We start from the raw sequence: 15,314 nt of genomic DNA on the forward strand, positions 1-15,314 counted from the left end.
GTCACCTCTCCTTCTGGAGGACGGACAGGGCGGCGATGAGTTCGGCCTGGGGTTCGGGGTGGACGTCGAGGGCGTCGAGCGGGGCGAGACGGCGTTCGCGTTCGGTGTGGATGACGCGGTCCACGTGCTCGGTGAGCAGCCGTCCCGCGCGGTCGCGCAGCCGCAGCGCGCCGTGCGCGCCGATGCGCTCGGCGAGCCGCTCCCCCGCCGCCCGGGTACGGCGGCCGCCGAGCAGCACGGTGGCCACGAGGACGGCGACGGACTCGGAGTCGGGCGCGACACTGCGGTCGAGCTCGCGCACCTCGTCCTCGGCGTACTCCTCCAGCTCGCGCCGCCAGCGCCGTACGGCGAGGCCGATGCGGTGCTCGGCGCTCTCCAGGGAGGGGTCGCGGTCGGTGAGCCCGGGGGCCCCGGAGGCGGGCTCGCGGCGCCAGGCGTCGTCGACGCGCTCGTCGGCGGCGGTGACGGCGCACAGCAGCAGTGCGGCGAGGCTCTCCACCAGAGCGTCGAGGAGTTCGCCCGCGGCGCAGTCGAGGGGGAAGGCGCGCCAGCGTTTGAGGGCGTCGCCGGCGAGGACGGCTCCGCTCTGCAGCCGGGCACGCACGCGTGTGTGCTCGCTGTCGTACGCCGAGTCGACGGCTGAGGTCAGGCGCAGTGCGGCGGCGTACTGGGCGGCGGCCGCGCCGGCCAGCTCGGGCAGGCGGGCCTTGAGGGAGTCGAGGACGCCGTGGGCGGTTCGGGCCAGGGTGTGCGTGCGGGCGCCGGGGTCCTGCGCCTGGTGGACGAGCCAGGCCCGCAGCGGGGCCACGGCGGTGGCCGGAAGCAGCCCGCCGCCCCACGCCGACTCGGGCAGTTCGGGCACGGTGAACCGGGGCAGGTCGCCGAGCCCGGCCTTGGTGAGGAGGGCGCCGTACTGCCGGGCGACCTCGGAGACGACCTGGTGGGGGACCCGGTCGAGGACGGTCACCAGGGCGACGTCGTACTCCTTGGCGGTGCGCAGCAGGTGCCAGGGGACGGCGTCGGCGTAGCGGGCCGCCGTGGTCACCATCACCCAGACGTCGGCGGCGCACATCAGTTCCGCGGCGAGGACGCGGTTGTCGACGACGAGGGAGTCGATGTCGGGGGCGTCGAGGAGGGCGAGGCCGCGGGGGATGCTGTCGGCGGTCTCGACGCGCAGCACGCGCGCGTGGTTCTCGCCGGGCAGCAGGAGGTCGTCGCCGGGTTCCCGCTTCGGTACCCACACGCGTGTGAGGTCGGGCAGCACGCGCATCCCGCTGAACCAGTGATGGTCCTCCGGGTGGCAGACCAGCACCGGGGTGCGGGTGGTCGGCCGCAGCACGCCCGCTTCGCTGATGCGGCGGCCCACCAGGGAGTTGACGAGGGTCGACTTGCCGGCGCCGGTGGATCCGCCCACGACCGCCAGGAGAGGCGCTTCGGGCTCTCTGAGGCGGGGCACCAGATAGTCGTCGAGCTGTGCGAGCAGTTCGTCGCGGTTGGCACGCGCGCGTGGAGCCCCCACCAGGGGCAGCGGGAAGCGTGCGGCGGCGACACGGTCGCGCAGGGCGGAAAGTGTGTCGAGCAGCTGAGGCCGTACGTCCAAGGTCACCACATGCGAAGAATGCCCAATTTTAGGGGAATTCTGAAGCATATAGACATGTCTGCGCGCCGACAGAACACAACGGATGGAAGGGACGACTGGGACGGAAGCACAGTCCAGGCATAACGAGTGCACAACACCCGGTGCGTCAGGCGCCAAAAGCGATGCACGATTCGTACCTGCCTGCGATTATCAGGACCGCTTCACCGAACCTCCACATTGAGCCACGGAGGCGAAGCAGCAGGGACACGGATCGGGGAGTTCTATCCTTGTCCCCGGCAACGTCACGGACCCGCCCGCACCCGGGCAGTGCGTACGAGGCCAGCACAGCCGGCCCCCGTAGCTCAGTGGATAGAGCAGGCGCCTTCTAAGCGCTTGGCCGCAGGTTCGAGTCCTGCCGGGGGCGCCCAGTCTCCGCCCTCCTTCCGGAGGGCTTTTCGCTGAACCGACGCCTCCGTATCTGACCGAAACCCGCTGTCGCGGGGAGGCCTCGGCGCGGCTCAGCCGAAGCGGCCCTCCACGTAGTCCGCCGTGCGCGGGTCGGTGGGGGTGGCGAACATCGTGGGGGTGGCGCCGTGTTCCACGACGGCGCCGGGGGCGCCCTGTTCGGCGAGGAAGAACGCGCACCGGTCGGAGATGCGGGCGGCCTGCTGCATGTTGTGGGTGACGATCACGATCGTCACCTCGTGGGCCAGGTCGCGGATCGTCTGCTCTATGCGGAGCGTCGAGGTGGGGTCCAGCGCGGAGCAGGGCTCGTCCATGAGGAGGACCTTGGGGCGTACGGCGAGGGAGCGGGCGATGCACAGGCGTTGCTGCTGGCCTCCGGACAGTGCGCCGCCGGGCTGGCGGAGCCGGTCCCGTACCTCCTGCCACAGGCCCGCCTTGGTCAGGCACTCCTCGACGAGGTCGTCCCGGTCGGCGCCGTTGAGACGGATGCCGGTGAGCTTGAGGCCCGAGGTGACGTTGTCGTGGATGGACATCGCGGGGAAGGGGTTCGGCTTCTGGAAGACCATGCCGATCTCCCGCCGGGTCTCGGTCAGACGGCGCCGGGGGGCGTAGATGTCCTGGCCGTCCAGGAGCACCTCACCGGCCAGGGTGGCGGCCGGAATGAGCTCGTGCATGCGGTTGAGGATGCGCAGGAAGGTGGACTTGCCGCAGCCGGAGGGGCCGATGAGGGCCGTCACCAGGCCGGACGGCATCAACAGCGACACGCGGTCGAGGACTTTGCGGTCGCCGAACCAGGCCGAGATCCGGCGGGTGTCGAGGGTGGCGCCGGCCACCTCCGGATAGGGGGGCAGGGGGAGGGTGGTACCGGCCTCGCCACTGGTCTGTTCGGTCACTGCACGTCCTCGGTCGGCGGTCACATCAGGTTGGGGAGGAGCTGCGCCGCCTGGTCGGCGACGGTGAGGCCGAGGACACCCAGCAGGGGGACGCCGAACACCCAGGTGTGGCGGCGGCCCCAGCGGGCGTGGCTCCACGCGACGGCCGCGGCGGCCAGCACCAGGGCCTGGCCCCACAGCACCAGCGGCAGCCAGGCCGAGGACTGGACGGCCATCGGTGTCTCGGCCTCGGGCAGGGCGCCCGGCGCGACGCCCGGGGCCGACGCGGCCTGCACCTGGGAGACCAGGTCCGCGTCCACGCGCAGGATGCCCCGGGGCATGAACGGGGTGCCGTCGGCCGTGACAAGCGTCAGGCGGCTGCGGCCCGCCGCAAGTGCCACCGGCTGCGGGTCACCGCCCCGGCGGAGGTCGAGGACCCGGTAGGTCTGTCTGCCCTGGCCCGTCGTCACGGTGAACTCGTCCCCGGGCCGCAGTTCGCGCAGGTGCAGGAACGGGCCCCCGAACGTCGTCTGGCGGCCCATGACGACACTGACGCCCGCCTGCCCCGGAAGCGGTGTGTCCCTGCGGTGGCCCGGACCTCGTGACAGGTCCTGGGCCGTGGTGCCCTCACGGACGACCTCGTGCAGGTGCAGGGCGGGGATGGTCAGGAGCGCCAACGGGGTGCCGGGGTCGATCGCCCCGCCGACCGGGGTGACCCCGTTGGCCAGGGTGCTCCGCAGGGCGGCGTAGTCGACCTGCCGGTCACGGACATGGCGGAGGTCGCCCAACGGGCCGACGTCCAGGACGAATCCGAGCAGCAGCGCGCCCAGGATGCTCAGCGCGACCCCGAGGACACGTACCCCGGGCCCGGCGGTGCGGGTCCCCGGGGCCCGGGCGGGCTCCGCCGGTGACGGGTCGGACGACCCGCCGCCGGACGGAGCCCGCACCACGGCGGTGGACGAGGTCATCCCACCCTCACTGACCTGGACGTGGCCGTGCCGTTGGCGTAGCCGGACCGCTTCGCGGTGACGGTCACCGTGATCAGGTGCCCCTTGTCCGTGCGGGTGAGCAGGTACGTGGAGTGCGTCCCGCCGCGGATCGCGTGCCCGTCGCGCTTCCAGACGTAGGTGTACGACGCCGCCGCCGGCGTCCAGCTGCCCGGCTTGGCGGTGAGCCGCTTGCCGGCCTTCGCGGTCCCGGTGGTCGAAGGACGTGCCGTGTTCTTCAGGGCCGGGCCGAGGGCCACGGTCACGGCGGGGCTGGTCGCGGTCGTGTTGCCGCCGCTGTTGCCGGCGGTCACCCGGCAGGCGAGTTTGTGCGTGTAGTCGGCGGCGACGAGGGCACGGGTGCGTGCGGTCGCGCCGCCGATCGCGGTGCCGTCACGCAGCCAGGCGTACGTGTAGGAGGTCGCGCCGTTGAAGGTGGCGCTGCAGGTCACGGTGGAGCCGACCTTGGCCGTGCCGGTCACCTTCGGCGCCGAGACGACCGTCGGGGGCTTGACCTTGACCGTGTAGGGCAGCGCGGCCGAGGCGGAGGGCGCGTACGCCGAGGCGTCGGACGGGGTGAACTCGGCGGTGAGCGAGTGACCGCCCGCGGCCAGGGCGCCGGTGGTCAGCGACGCCGTTCCGGCGGACACCGCGACCGGGCCGCCGAGGGCCTGCGTGCCGTCCTTGAACTGCACCGTTCCGGCCGCCGTGGCGGGCGCGACCGCGGCCGTGAGCTTGACCGAGGTGCCTTCGACGACCGGGCTCGCCGGGGCCGCCGTGAGCGTGGTCGTCGTCGCGGCCACGGACCCGGCCGGGTCGGTGTTCTGGTACGCGGTGTTGGAGGTGAACCAGATCGGGGAGCCGAAGTCGCCGTACGTCGCCGAGCCGAAGGCCCCCCGGCAGGTCAGGGTGAAGTCGTACCGGCCCTGCAGCGTCTGGAAACCGGCCTCGTTGGCGTAGTCCCGCATCGTCTCCGTCAACGGCACCACGATGCCGCCGGCGGACGACGTCTGGTACGTGCTGATCGGCGAGTTGCTCACCACGACCTTGCCGTCCGACGGAAAGCCGGAACCGGTCACGGAGACGATGAGGTTGGTGGCCGGGCCGGGGCACGCGCCGGAGGTGGTGAGGGTCATCCCGCTGGTGTCGGTGCCCGTGGCCGGGCTGACGTCGAGGGTGCCGAGGGAAGCCGCTTGGGCTCCGCTCGCGCCGAGACCGATCGCACCGGCGACGAGCACGGCGGCGATACCGGCCGCCGGCAGGGAACGGCGTACTGAGGTGAACGTCATGGCGTGTGTCTTCTCCTGGGCTCAGTCCTGCGAGCGGTCGGTTTCGGGGAAGTCCAGCAGGCGGCGCCTGCGGACCGACTGGACGAAGAGCGTGCCCAGCAGTACGAGGGCGGCGGAGACGGCCGCCAGGAGGGCCGCGCCGGTGCCGGTGGCGGCGAGGGACCCCTTGCCGCCGCTGGAACCGCCGGTGACGCTGGTGCCGATGCCCTCGGAGCCGCCGGAAGTACTGCTGCCGCCGTCCGAACTTCCCGCGGTGGCCGTGTCCGTGGGACTGGCGGTGTCGGTCGGCGACGAGGTGTCCGTCGGGGTCGCCGTGTCCGTGGGGGTACCGGTCTCCGTCGGCGTGGCCGAGTCCGTCGGGGTCGAGGTCGCGGGCGGCGACGACGAGGCGGGCGGGCTGGTCGTGGCGCCGCCGCTCGGGTCGGTGTCCTGGTAGTCGGTGTTGGAGGTGAACCAGATCGGCGCGGTGAAGTCGGCCAGGCTGGTGCCGTTGAACGCGGTACGGCAGGTCAGGGTGAAGTCGTACCGGCCCTGCAGTGTCTGGAAGCCGGCCTCGTTGGCGTAGTCCCGCATCGTCTCCGTCAGGGGGACGACATAGCCGCCGGCGGGCGTCGTTCCGTAGGTGGTGAGCGGTGAGTTGCCCACCACGACCTTGCCGGCGGCCGGGAAGCCGGAGCCGGTGACGGACACGATCAGGTTGGTGGCGTTCGACGGGCACGCACCCGCCGAGGTCAGGGTCATGGTCTCGGTGTCCTTGCCCTTGGCGGGGGCCACCTCCAGCTTCCCGGCGGCGGCCGCGTGCGCGCCGGGGGCGGCGAGCAGGCCCGCTGCGCCGCAGGCCAGCAGCAGCGTTCCGAGGCCGGCGGCAGCCGGCCGGGACAGGCGTTTCGACGACACGGTGTGGTCTCCTCTGGCTCGGGGCTCGTGTGCTCGTGCGTTCGTGTGGGCGTGCTCAGTCGCTCGATCCGGACGCGGCTGCGGCGCGGGCCCGGCGTCCTCGCGCCCAGAAGAGGGCGACGGCGAGCAGGGCGACGGCGAATCCGGACGTCGACAGCACGACGAGCGTGGTGTTCGAGTGCCGGACCGGGGACTCGGCGGCCGTCCGCACGGCACCGGTCGTGCCGTCGGGGGCGCCGGAGGCGGCCGGTGCCTCGGCTCCGGAGCCGTTCGGCGCCACCGACGGCACCACCGCACCGCTGCCCGGCGAGGCCGACGCGGCCGGCTGCGACGACGCGCCCGCCCCTGCGCCCGCGCCCGTGCCCGCTCCCGCTCCCGCTCCCGCTCCCGCTCCCGCTCCCGCTCCCGCCGGGGTCTTCGCCTTCGTGCCGTCCCCGTACGCGCTGTTCGAGGAGAACCGCAGCGACCCGCTGAAGTCCCCCGCGCTCGTCCGCGAGAACGCCCCCTTGAGGCAGCTCAGCGTGAAGGTGTAGGTCCCGTGCAGCGTGTGGAATCCGGCGGTGGTGGCGTAGTCCCGCATGGTGTAGATCAGCGGGATCGACGCGCCGCCCCCGGACGCCTTCGGGTAGGTGGCGAGGGGCGCGTTGCCCACGACGATCTGGCCGCCGTGCGGGAACCCGGCACCGGCGACCCGTGCGATGACGTTCGTCGTGCCCGACGGGCAGGGCGTGCCCGTGGTGATGGTGATGGGCTGGGTGTCGCTGCCGTGCTGGGGGGAGACGGTGAGCTGCCCGGCGTCGGCCGCCCAGGAGGGCGAACCGGCGAGCACCGTCGCCGCCGTGACCACCGCCAGCGCCGCCGCACGCCCGGCGGCCGGGGCCCGGTCCGTCCCGGCCACGGCGGGACGGCGGCGCACGGCGCCCGTGCCCCGACGGCGCAGCCGACGTCGTACGAAGAAGACCGCGACTGCCGCGGCCACCAGCAGGAGCAGGCCCAGGACCGTCCACGGCACGGCCCAGAAGCCGGCCGCCGCGGTGACCCGGGGCCGCACGGGCGGCGGGACGTCGCCGCGTACCGGAACCGGGTCGACGGTGACCGTCGTCGTGTCCCGCACCGTGGGCAGGACGCCCGTCGCGGACGCGGTGACCGTCAGGGCGGAGCCGGGCAGCAGCTCGGGGATGTCACGGGGCCCGCGGACCGTGGCGTCGCCGCCGAACAGGTCGCTCACGCGGACCGCCTGACGCGCCCCCAGCCGGACGTTGCCGGTGTTGCGCACGGTGTACGTGACCGTGGCGGACCCGGCGGCGAAGGGGTTGAGCGTGCCGTGGTAGCTGGTGTGCGGGCCGTCCACGGAGAGCCGTGCGTCGAGCTTGCCGGCGACGCGCAGGTAGATGCGCGCGCCCACGCGCTGGTCGACCCGGACCTTGTTGCCCTTGGCGTCCGTGCGGGTGGCGGCGAGCGAGGCGACGATGCCGCCCGCGTGGTCGCCGGGGGTCACGTGCTGCGGCACGGTCAGGGTGAAGGGGACGATGACGTGGGACCGGCCGGGTATCGTCACCCGCCCCTTGCCGAGTTTCAGCCAGGAGCCCACGGCCGTCGACTTCTTGTCCGCCGCGAGCACGTCGAAGCCGCCGTCGGCGGTGATGAAGGCGTCGCCGCCGTACAGCCGCAGGGTGATCGGCCTGGTGCCGTAGTTCCATACGGCGACGTAGTCCCGCAGGGCCGCGCCCGGGGTCACGCTGTAGGAGAGGTTCGGCCGCTGGTCGGGCTTCTTGGCACCCGACGGCTGGATACCGAAGGTGGTGCGCCCGTGCGGGGCGGCCGGGGTCGACGAGGGCGCGGCCCACGCGGCGGCCGGGAGGCCGGCGAGCACGCAGACGGCGAGGAGGAACGCGGCGAGGCGGCGGGCTGTGGCGGTGATCATGTCGGTCGTCCGATCGGGCGCGAGCGCGGGCTAGGACGGAAGCAGGGCGAGGTACGGCGGTGGTGCGGCGGAGGTACGGCCGTCCGCCCCGAAAGGCAGTCGGGGCGGGCGACCCGTACCGGGAAACCAGGGGGTGGGTCCGGGGCGGGCGGAGGGGCCCGTCCGCCCCGGACCCGGGGTGACGCCGGGGGGTAGGGATCGGCGTCACCCCTGGCCATCCGGGAAGGTCAGATGGCCGTCAGGGTGAGCGTCGCGGTGTAGGTGCCGGCGACGGTCGAGGTCGGCACGTTGAGCGCGAGGTCGGCGCCGAGGTGCGCGGTGCCGAGGCCCGTGCCGACGGCGAGCGAACGGGACGACTTCAGCCCGGCGTTGCCCGCGTCGGCGGGCGCGACACCGTTCGCGGCGGCGACCGCGGCACCGGCCGTGACGGTCTGGGCCGAGGACTTGTCGACGACGTTCGGGGTCCAGCCGAGGTTCTGGCCGTTGATGGAGTGCGTGCCGCCGTCGGAGAAGTCCGACACCTGGCCGCTCACCGACCAGCCGGGGTTGCCGGCACGGGTGTCGGTCAGCGTGACCGGGTTGATCTTGCCCGCGGTGGTCAGCAGGTCGCCGTTGGTGTTCAGCACGGGCGAGGGCAGGGTGACGTTCGGGTTGTCGACGCTGATGACCAGCGCACCCGGGTTGACGGTCGTGGTGATGTTCTCCGAGGCGGTGACGCCGGTGAACGCACCGATCGTGTAAGCGATCTGGGCCGAGTCCGACCCGGTGTACTTGGTGGTGTCCGCCGGGACGAAGGTGGCGGAGAAGGAGTGCGCGCCGGTGCCCAGACCGGAGGTGCTGTAGGTCGCCTGCCCGCCCGAGACCGGCACGGTGGCCAGGGTGGTCGTGGTGGCGCCCACGGTGTCCTGGAACTTCACCGAACCGGCGGCGCCGTTCGGCGTGACGGTGGCCGTGAAGCCGACCGTGCTGTACTGGGCCGCGGTACCGGCCGGGGAGACGGCGAGCGCGGTGGTGGTCTGCTGGGCCGGGGCCGTGTTGACCGTGTAGGCGACCGCGGTGGAGGAGGACACGTCGTAGCCGGTGCTCGTCGGCGTGAAGTCCGCGGTGAGGGAGTGCGAGCCCGTGGCGAGGTTGGCCGTGCTGAAGGTGGCCGTGCCGTTGTTCACGGTGACGGGGGCGCCCAGCGCGGTGCCGTTGTCGCGGAACTGCACGGTGCCCGCGGCGGCGGCCGGGGCCACGGTCGCGGTCAGCGTGACGTCGGTGCCCGCGGTGACGGGGCTCGCCGGGGAGACCGCCAGGGACGTGGTGGTGGGCGTCTTCACCGACGGGTCGGTGTTCTGGTACGCCGTGTTGGACGTGAACCAGACCGAGGCCGGGAAGTCACCGAGGCTGGTGGCGTTGAACGCCGTGCGGCAGGTGACGAGGAAGGTGTACTTGCCCGTCAGGGTGGTGAAACCGGCCGTGTTGGCGTAGTCCCGCATGGTCTGCGTGAGCGGGATGATCAGGCCGCCGTTGGTGTCCGTGCCGTACGAGCTGATCGGCGAGTTGCCGACGACGTTCTGGCCGGCCGCCGGGAACCCGGAGCCGGTGACCGACACGATCACGTTGGTGGCGTTCGCCGGGCAGGCGCCCGACGTGGTCAGGCTCATGCTGGAGGTGTCGCTGCCGGTCGCCGGGGTGACGGTCGCGGTGCCGATGTCAGCGGCGGACGCCGACGGGGCCACCAGGCCGACCGTCAGCAGGGCCACCAGGCTCGCGAGACCGCCCGCCGTGACCCGCGAGAGTCTGAGCTTCCACACGGTAGTGCTCTCCTTCTTGGAGGACTGCTTGGGGGATTGCTTGGAGAACGCAGGTGTTTCGGAGTCGACCGGCCCGGTCACGGGGTCTGCTTGCTGGTGTCGCCGCAGTTCGCGTTGGTCGCGAAGCCGTACGTGTTGATCACGTTGGCCTGCTGGCAGACGAGGGAGTTGGACCCGACGAACACGGTGCTCCAGGGCGCCGTGCCGATCTTGGAGGTCGGGATCACGTTGTAGACGTCACGCTTCACGCCGAAGCTGCTGTTCAGCGTGTTCGGCGCCACGTCGTCGATGGTGCCGAGGATGGCCCGGCCGCGGACGTCCGCGATGGTCTGCGAACTCTGCGCGTCGTACTGGGCGATGGAGAACGGAGCGATCGACTTGTCGTCGAGGACGCGGCCGTCGTGCTCCTCGACCGGCGAGCCGTTCTTGGTGTCCTTGATGCAGGGGTAGACACCCGCGACCACGTCGGCGTCGGTGATGCCCATCGTGGACTCCCAGAAGGAGCGCGTACCGGAGCCCGCCTGCGGCAGGTAGACGGTGACGTCGTAGTTGGGGCCGGTGCCCACGTAGTTGGGGTCGCAGTGGTAGATCGCCTTGAGGTCGGTCAGGGCGAGCTTGCGCGGGATCTGGCTGGTCGGGGTGATCGCGTAGCTGACCGCGTCCACGGCGAACGGGACGTAGGTCAGGCCCGGGGTCGCCGCCGCCAGGTTCAGGCTGGAGGAACGGGAGAAGTCCAGGCAGCCGTTGTTCGCCGCGAGCGAGTTCGACAGGGCGGTACGGCCGGCACCCGAGCCGTTCGGCCGGGCGATGGTGCAGCCCGGCGTGGTGGCGGGGTCCTTGGTGGTGATGTTCGCCGAGCCGACGGCGTCGTACGAACCGATGACCTTCTGGCCGCCTATGGTGATGACGTTGGCGAGGCCGTTCATCACGCCCTGCGTGGTGTCGGAGCCGACACCGGACAGCTGACGGTAGGTCGGAGTGCCGGACGGGTCGGCGACGGCCATGCCGGCGCTGACGGTACCGGTGAGGAGACCGGCGATACCGACGGCTGCGATCGCAATCTTCTTGCTGTTCACGTGGGTTTACCCCTCGGGTAGGCTTGCGCCGGGTGATGCCCGGCGCCGGTTTCTGACAGTTCGTTGGCGCGGACCTGTCGATCGTTCGGGTGCGGGCATCACCTCTCTCGGTCGCGTGGTGTCAGGCCCCTCGCCCGCCAGGCCGCGACACCGGCCGCCAGCTGCGGTGCCACCCTCGGCAGGAGGGGGCCGGCGGCGGTCGCGGCTAGGCCGACGACGAGGGCGATCAGGAGGGTGTAGCGCGCGGCGCCGAGCACCCAGGGCGGAGTGAGCGGGGCGGGGCCGCCGCTCGCGGCGGGGGCCGTGGCGGACGGCGATCCGGACGGTGCGGCCGACGGCGAGGACGAAGGGGACCTGGCCGCTCCCCCGGTGCCGCCCGCGGCCGTGCCCGCTCCCCCGGCACCGCCGCCCGTCGTGCCGCTGCCGCCCGAGGATCCGGAGCCGCCCGTGCCGCCGGCCGACCCGCCCGGACCACCGCTCGTGCCACCGGAGCCGGAGCCCCCGGAACCGGCGCCCGCCCGGGACGCGATGGCGTCGGCCGCGGCGGCGGTCTGCTTCCGGAGTGCCTGCGGCAGCGGCGCGTACCCGCCCGGCAGGGTCCCCGCGGCCACCCCCGGCCGCTGCCCGCTGCCCACCGCGAACCTCAGCAGCGCGGCGAAGTCCTGGCCCTCCTTCTCGGTCAGCTTCTCCGGCACGGTCGCGGCGTAGGTGAGCAGCGTCAGCGGATAGGCGCCCGCGGAGGCCGTCCTCGGGTCGGTCGCCAGCACGCCCGGGACACCGCTGGGTCTCATCGCCGCCTCGCCCGCCAGCAGCGTGGTCGGGGTCGGGGCCAGGAACTTCCCCGCCGCGTTCTGCAGCTTGGCCGTCACCAGGCCGTAGCGGCTCGCCGTCGCCGTGTCGGTCACGGCGAGCACGGCCCGCTGGCCCGCGGGCTGCGCGGGGTTCTTCTTGTAGGCGGGCGGGATGGTGGTGTTGTCCCAGGTGGTCCGGGCCAGCGTGTCGCCGCGGGCGACGGCGCGGGCGGCGGCGTGCATGTCGGTGGCGTACGGGTGCTTGTCCTGCACGCACAGCGGGTTGTCCGGGTGGTCGGTGAACTGCTGGCAGAACGGGTCGCTCTTGGGGTAGTCGGTGACCGGCAGCCTGATGCCCTTGTAGGCCGGGTTGACCGTCATCCCCGAGAAAGAGGCGTCGCCGTAGCGCCCCTGGTTGTCGGCGGTGCCGTCGAGGAACTCGCGGGCGGCCGGGTCCTGGCCGACCCAGTTCCACAGCTGCCAGGCCGAGTCCGACAGGGCTTCGGGCACGATCGCGTCGCCCAGGTTGCCGCCGAAGTCCAGGTCCGCGTAGTCCGGGTTGTACTTGCGGAACTCCGGGTCGCGGGCCAGGTTGAACGGGTTGTGCTGGGTGCTGGGAGCGAAGCGGGAGTTGCCGTCCTGGTACGACTCGGTGAGCAGCTTGGCGACCAGCCTCGGGGTGAGGTCGAGCGAGGTGAGCCGTCTGCCGTCGCGCGCCTTGACGGCCGCGGGGGCGTTGAAGCCGGCCCGGCTCTCCACGAAGAAGCCGAAGGTCAGCCCGGAGAGGGTCACCGGTGCGTAGACGGGGCGTTGGCCCGCGGGCACCTGGTCGGCGGTGGCCGGGCGGTTGAGGAAGACCATGCCGGGGCTGCCGGAGACCAGCTTGGCGCGGGCGGTGTCGTCGGTCACCTGGGCGTAGCCGTAGATGGCCTTGTCGCCGGTCCGGCACAGGGCGGGCTGCCAGCGCAGCATCGCCTCGGCGACCGGTTCGTCGCCCAGGGTGCTGCGCTCGTCGGCGCCGATCGGGCAGAAGTTGCCGATCGGCTCGAACGACAGCGGTACGACGATGCGCTGCTGCCAGTTGGTGGCGCTGAGCGGCGAGGACTGGAGCAGGCCGTTGGGCTGGGACCGGTACGGGCCGCCGTCCACCTCGCTCTCGCCGCGCGGCACGACGACCAGCCAGCACTTGCGTCCGGTCGTCGGGTCCGTCGCCCCGGCCGGCACCGCGCCGCAGCCCAGGCCCGGCGCCTCCAGGGAGGTCTGGGCCTCGAAGTAGACCTCGCCGGTGCCGTCGGAACCGGTGCGGGCGTAGGGGACTTCGTTGGTGCTGTTGGAGTCGTAGAACTCGTTCCAGTTGCCGGTCTTGACGACATCGCCGGTCGCCGAGTGGAAGGGCATGTACGAGATGCCGGTCGGGGTCGGCGGCGGGAGCTGCTGGGCCGGGTCCTTGAGGCCGCCGTAGGTGAGCTGGCGGGTGTTGGTGTACGCGCCGGCGCCCTGGCTGCCCGCGCCCGCGCCGAGCGCGGAGGAGCCGCCGAACTGGCACTGCTCGGGGTCGGGGCCGCTCGACCCGTCGCCCCAGCACTGCATGATCTGGAGGTAGTCGGCGGCGTAGTCGGTGTCGGAGACGGTGGGCGTGGCGCCCTTCCAGGAGATCTTGATCACCTGGTTGACCAGGTGGGTGGTCTGGCTGACCGTCACCTTCAGGTTCGCGTAGGCGCCGCGTCCCGTGACGGTGACCGCGGATCCGCCGCCCGCCGTGGCGGCCGGGGTGGCCGGGGTGGCGGCGCCGGTCACCGCGAGGGCGAGGACGAGGGCGACGAGCAGGCCGGCGAGCGACCGGCGGGCGGTGGTCATGAGCGGCCCCGCTTCGCGCGGAGCCGGGAGTTGATCAGGGGCGGTCCGACGGTGAGGGCCAGCAGCAGGACGCCGGCCAGCGCCATCAGCGCGCGCTGCATGCCGCTGCCGATGCTCCTGGACGTCGAGACGGGCACGGCGTACGCGCCACCGCTGCCGCCGCTCGCCGTCGAGCCGCCGGCCGTGCCGACCACCTGGCCGGTGTCCGGGTCGACCGAGGGGCTCGCGCTCCCGCCGGCCCCGGCACCCGCGGCCGTACCGCCGCCCGACCCTCCGCCGGAGGCGGCCCCGCCGGAGCCGCCGCCGGTCGAACCGCTGCCGCCGCCGGTCGTGCCGGTGCCGCCGGCCCCGCCGGTACCGCCCGAGCCGCCGGTGCCGCCCGCGGTTCCGCCGCCCACCACGGTCGGGGTCTTCGCGCCGCCCGTGCCGGTGGCGCACTGCGCCGTGCCCTGCTTGTCGCAGGACGGCGGGTAGGGGGCGGTCTTGGCGAGGGTGTTGCTGCCGTCGCCCGAGAACGTGGGGTTGTGGCAGTTCTTGATGTTGATCGACTCGACGTCGACCCCGGGGATCTTGCGGACCTGGTTCAGGCCTGCCTGCACGAGGTTGATCGGCAGCGGGGAGTAGCCGAGGTCGTCCACGTGCTGCTGCCCCTGGCAGAGGAAGTAGTACGCGAAGGCGCCGAGCGTCTTGCCCTTCTGGGTGTTGAAGTTCGACTCCAGCCTGGTGGGAATGATCATGTAGCTGTAGCTCGACAGCGGATAGGCCCGTGCGTCCGGGTCGGTGTAGACGTCGTCGAGGATCTGGGTGAGATAACCGGGCGAGGAACTGTCGTCGTTGATCCGCGCCTTGAGCAGGGCCACGGCGACGTTGCTGGCCTTCGGTTCCACGTAGTAACCGGCCTGGTTGAGCACCTTGGCCACCGGGAAGCCGGTCGTGTACACGGCGTACGAGTACTCGACGTAGGTGATCGTGCCGACGTTGCCGCCCTGGGCGACATAGCCGGAGACCCCGTTCGAACCCGACTGGGCGACGAAGCCGCTGCCCGGGACGAGCGGGTAGTTGGAGGTCGTCCCGCAGGGCGTGCTGCGTCCGGCCCGGCGGCAGTAGGCGTCCCACACGGAGCCGTACCGCCTGCTCATCCAGGTCGTGAACTGCGCGGTCGTGCCCGAGCCGTCCGAGCGCACCACCGGCACCACCCGGCGGGCCGGGAGCGCGGCGGCGAGGGCCGGGTTGTCGGCCTTGATCGCCGGGTCGTTCCAGGTCGTGATGGCCCCGGTGAAGATCCTGGCGATGACGTCCCCGGACAGCCGGAGGTTGGTCACCCGGCGGCCCGCGATCGTCAGGTTGTACATGAAGGACGTACCGCCGGCCACGATCGGCATGTACGCGTACTTGCGGGACGGCGGCGGGTCGACCACGCCCGAGTCCTTGATGCCGTACGGGATCTCGGACACCGCGTAGTCGACGGTGCCGTTGCGGAACTGGTTGCGGCCGTCGGAGGAACCGGTGCCGTTGTAGTTCACCGTCATGCCGTACTGCTTGACGTTGGCCCGCCACTGGTCCAGGGCGTTCTGGCTCCAGGTGGAGCCGGCGCCGGAGATCGGGACGTAGGTCTCGGCGGCGGCGGGCGCGAGGGTGCAGTAGAGGAAGGCGATCACAAGGGCGGTCAGGGTCCTGGCGCGGGCGGTCCTGACGGTCCTGGCTCGGGCGCGTGCGGGGGCTGCCGGGCGTGATCCGGACATGGCGGGTTGGCTCCTGGCTCCTCGGTCGGGTTTCCCG

The 15,314-nt window shown here is 72.6% G+C and carries 10 protein-coding genes and 1 tRNA gene; 1 reads left to right on the forward strand and 10 read right to left on the reverse strand.

The window, feature by feature from the left end; genetic code table 11:
• Position 1: 1 nt before the first annotated feature.
• Positions 2–1,609, reverse strand: a complete 1,608-nt coding sequence (locus AB0D85_RS34815; RefSeq protein ID WP_362329030.1) for a dynamin family protein — start codon at positions 1,607–1,609, stop codon at positions 2–4.
• A 321-nt stretch (positions 1,610–1,930) separates the two neighbouring features.
• Between AB0D85_RS34815 and AB0D85_RS34820 the strand changes: the two genes are divergently transcribed.
• A tRNA-Arg gene (locus tag AB0D85_RS34820) sits at positions 1,931–2,003 on the forward strand.
• A gap of 94 nt (positions 2,004–2,097) precedes the next feature.
• Here AB0D85_RS34820 and AB0D85_RS34825 read toward each other — a convergent pair.
• The 9 genes from AB0D85_RS34825 to pstS all read right to left on the reverse strand — a co-directional run bounded on the left by AB0D85_RS34825 (position 2,098) and on the right by pstS (position 15,277).
• A complete protein-coding gene (locus tag AB0D85_RS34825) occupies positions 2,098–2,877 on the reverse strand; it encodes a phosphate ABC transporter ATP-binding protein (protein ID WP_362329152.1) in 780 nt (259 codons plus the stop codon).
• Positions 2,878–2,957: 80 nt separating this feature from the next.
• Positions 2,958–3,884: a sortase gene (locus tag AB0D85_RS34830; protein WP_362329032.1), complete on the reverse strand. Its 927-nt coding sequence runs from the start codon at positions 3,882–3,884 to the stop codon at positions 2,958–2,960.
• A complete protein-coding gene (locus AB0D85_RS34835; RefSeq protein ID WP_362329034.1) occupies positions 3,881–5,191 on the reverse strand; it encodes an Ig-like domain repeat protein in 1,311 nt (436 codons plus the stop codon). Before AB0D85_RS34835 ends, AB0D85_RS34830 begins: the two co-directional genes overlap by 4 nt.
• 21 nt (positions 5,192–5,212) lie before the next feature.
• Positions 5,213–6,088 carry a hypothetical protein gene (locus AB0D85_RS34840; RefSeq protein WP_362329036.1) on the reverse strand — a complete coding sequence of 292 codons (876 nt, stop codon included), beginning with the start codon at positions 6,086–6,088 and terminating at the stop codon, positions 5,213–5,215.
• Between the two features lie 55 nt (positions 6,089–6,143).
• Entirely contained in the window at positions 6,144–8,012 is a 1,869-nt protein-coding gene (locus AB0D85_RS34845; protein ID WP_362329038.1) for a hypothetical protein, read from the reverse strand.
• Positions 8,013–8,239: 227 nt separating this feature from the next.
• Positions 8,240–9,811, reverse strand: coding sequence for an Ig-like domain-containing protein (locus AB0D85_RS34850; protein WP_362329040.1), 1,572 nt, complete (start codon positions 9,809–9,811; stop codon positions 8,240–8,242).
• Between the two features lie 77 nt (positions 9,812–9,888).
• The gene (locus tag AB0D85_RS34855) at positions 9,889–10,887 is read right to left on the reverse strand and encodes a substrate-binding domain-containing protein (protein WP_362329042.1); all 999 of its coding nucleotides are present in this window, start codon (positions 10,885–10,887) and stop codon (positions 9,889–9,891) included.
• Positions 10,888–10,985: 98 nt separating this feature from the next.
• Positions 10,986–13,535, reverse strand: a complete 2,550-nt coding sequence (locus tag AB0D85_RS34860; protein ID WP_362329044.1) for a hypothetical protein — start codon at positions 13,533–13,535, stop codon at positions 10,986–10,988.
• Positions 13,532–15,277 (reverse strand): phosphate ABC transporter substrate-binding protein PstS, encoded by a 1,746-nt coding sequence (pstS, locus tag AB0D85_RS34865; RefSeq protein WP_362329046.1) that lies wholly within the window; start codon positions 15,275–15,277, stop codon positions 13,532–13,534. Before pstS ends, AB0D85_RS34860 begins: the two co-directional genes overlap by 4 nt.
• Positions 15,278–15,314: the final 37 nt, after the last annotated feature.

The organism is Streptomyces sp. NPDC048277 (assembly GCF_040652235.1).
GTDB lineage: Bacteria > Actinomycetota > Actinomycetes > Streptomycetales > Streptomycetaceae > Streptomyces.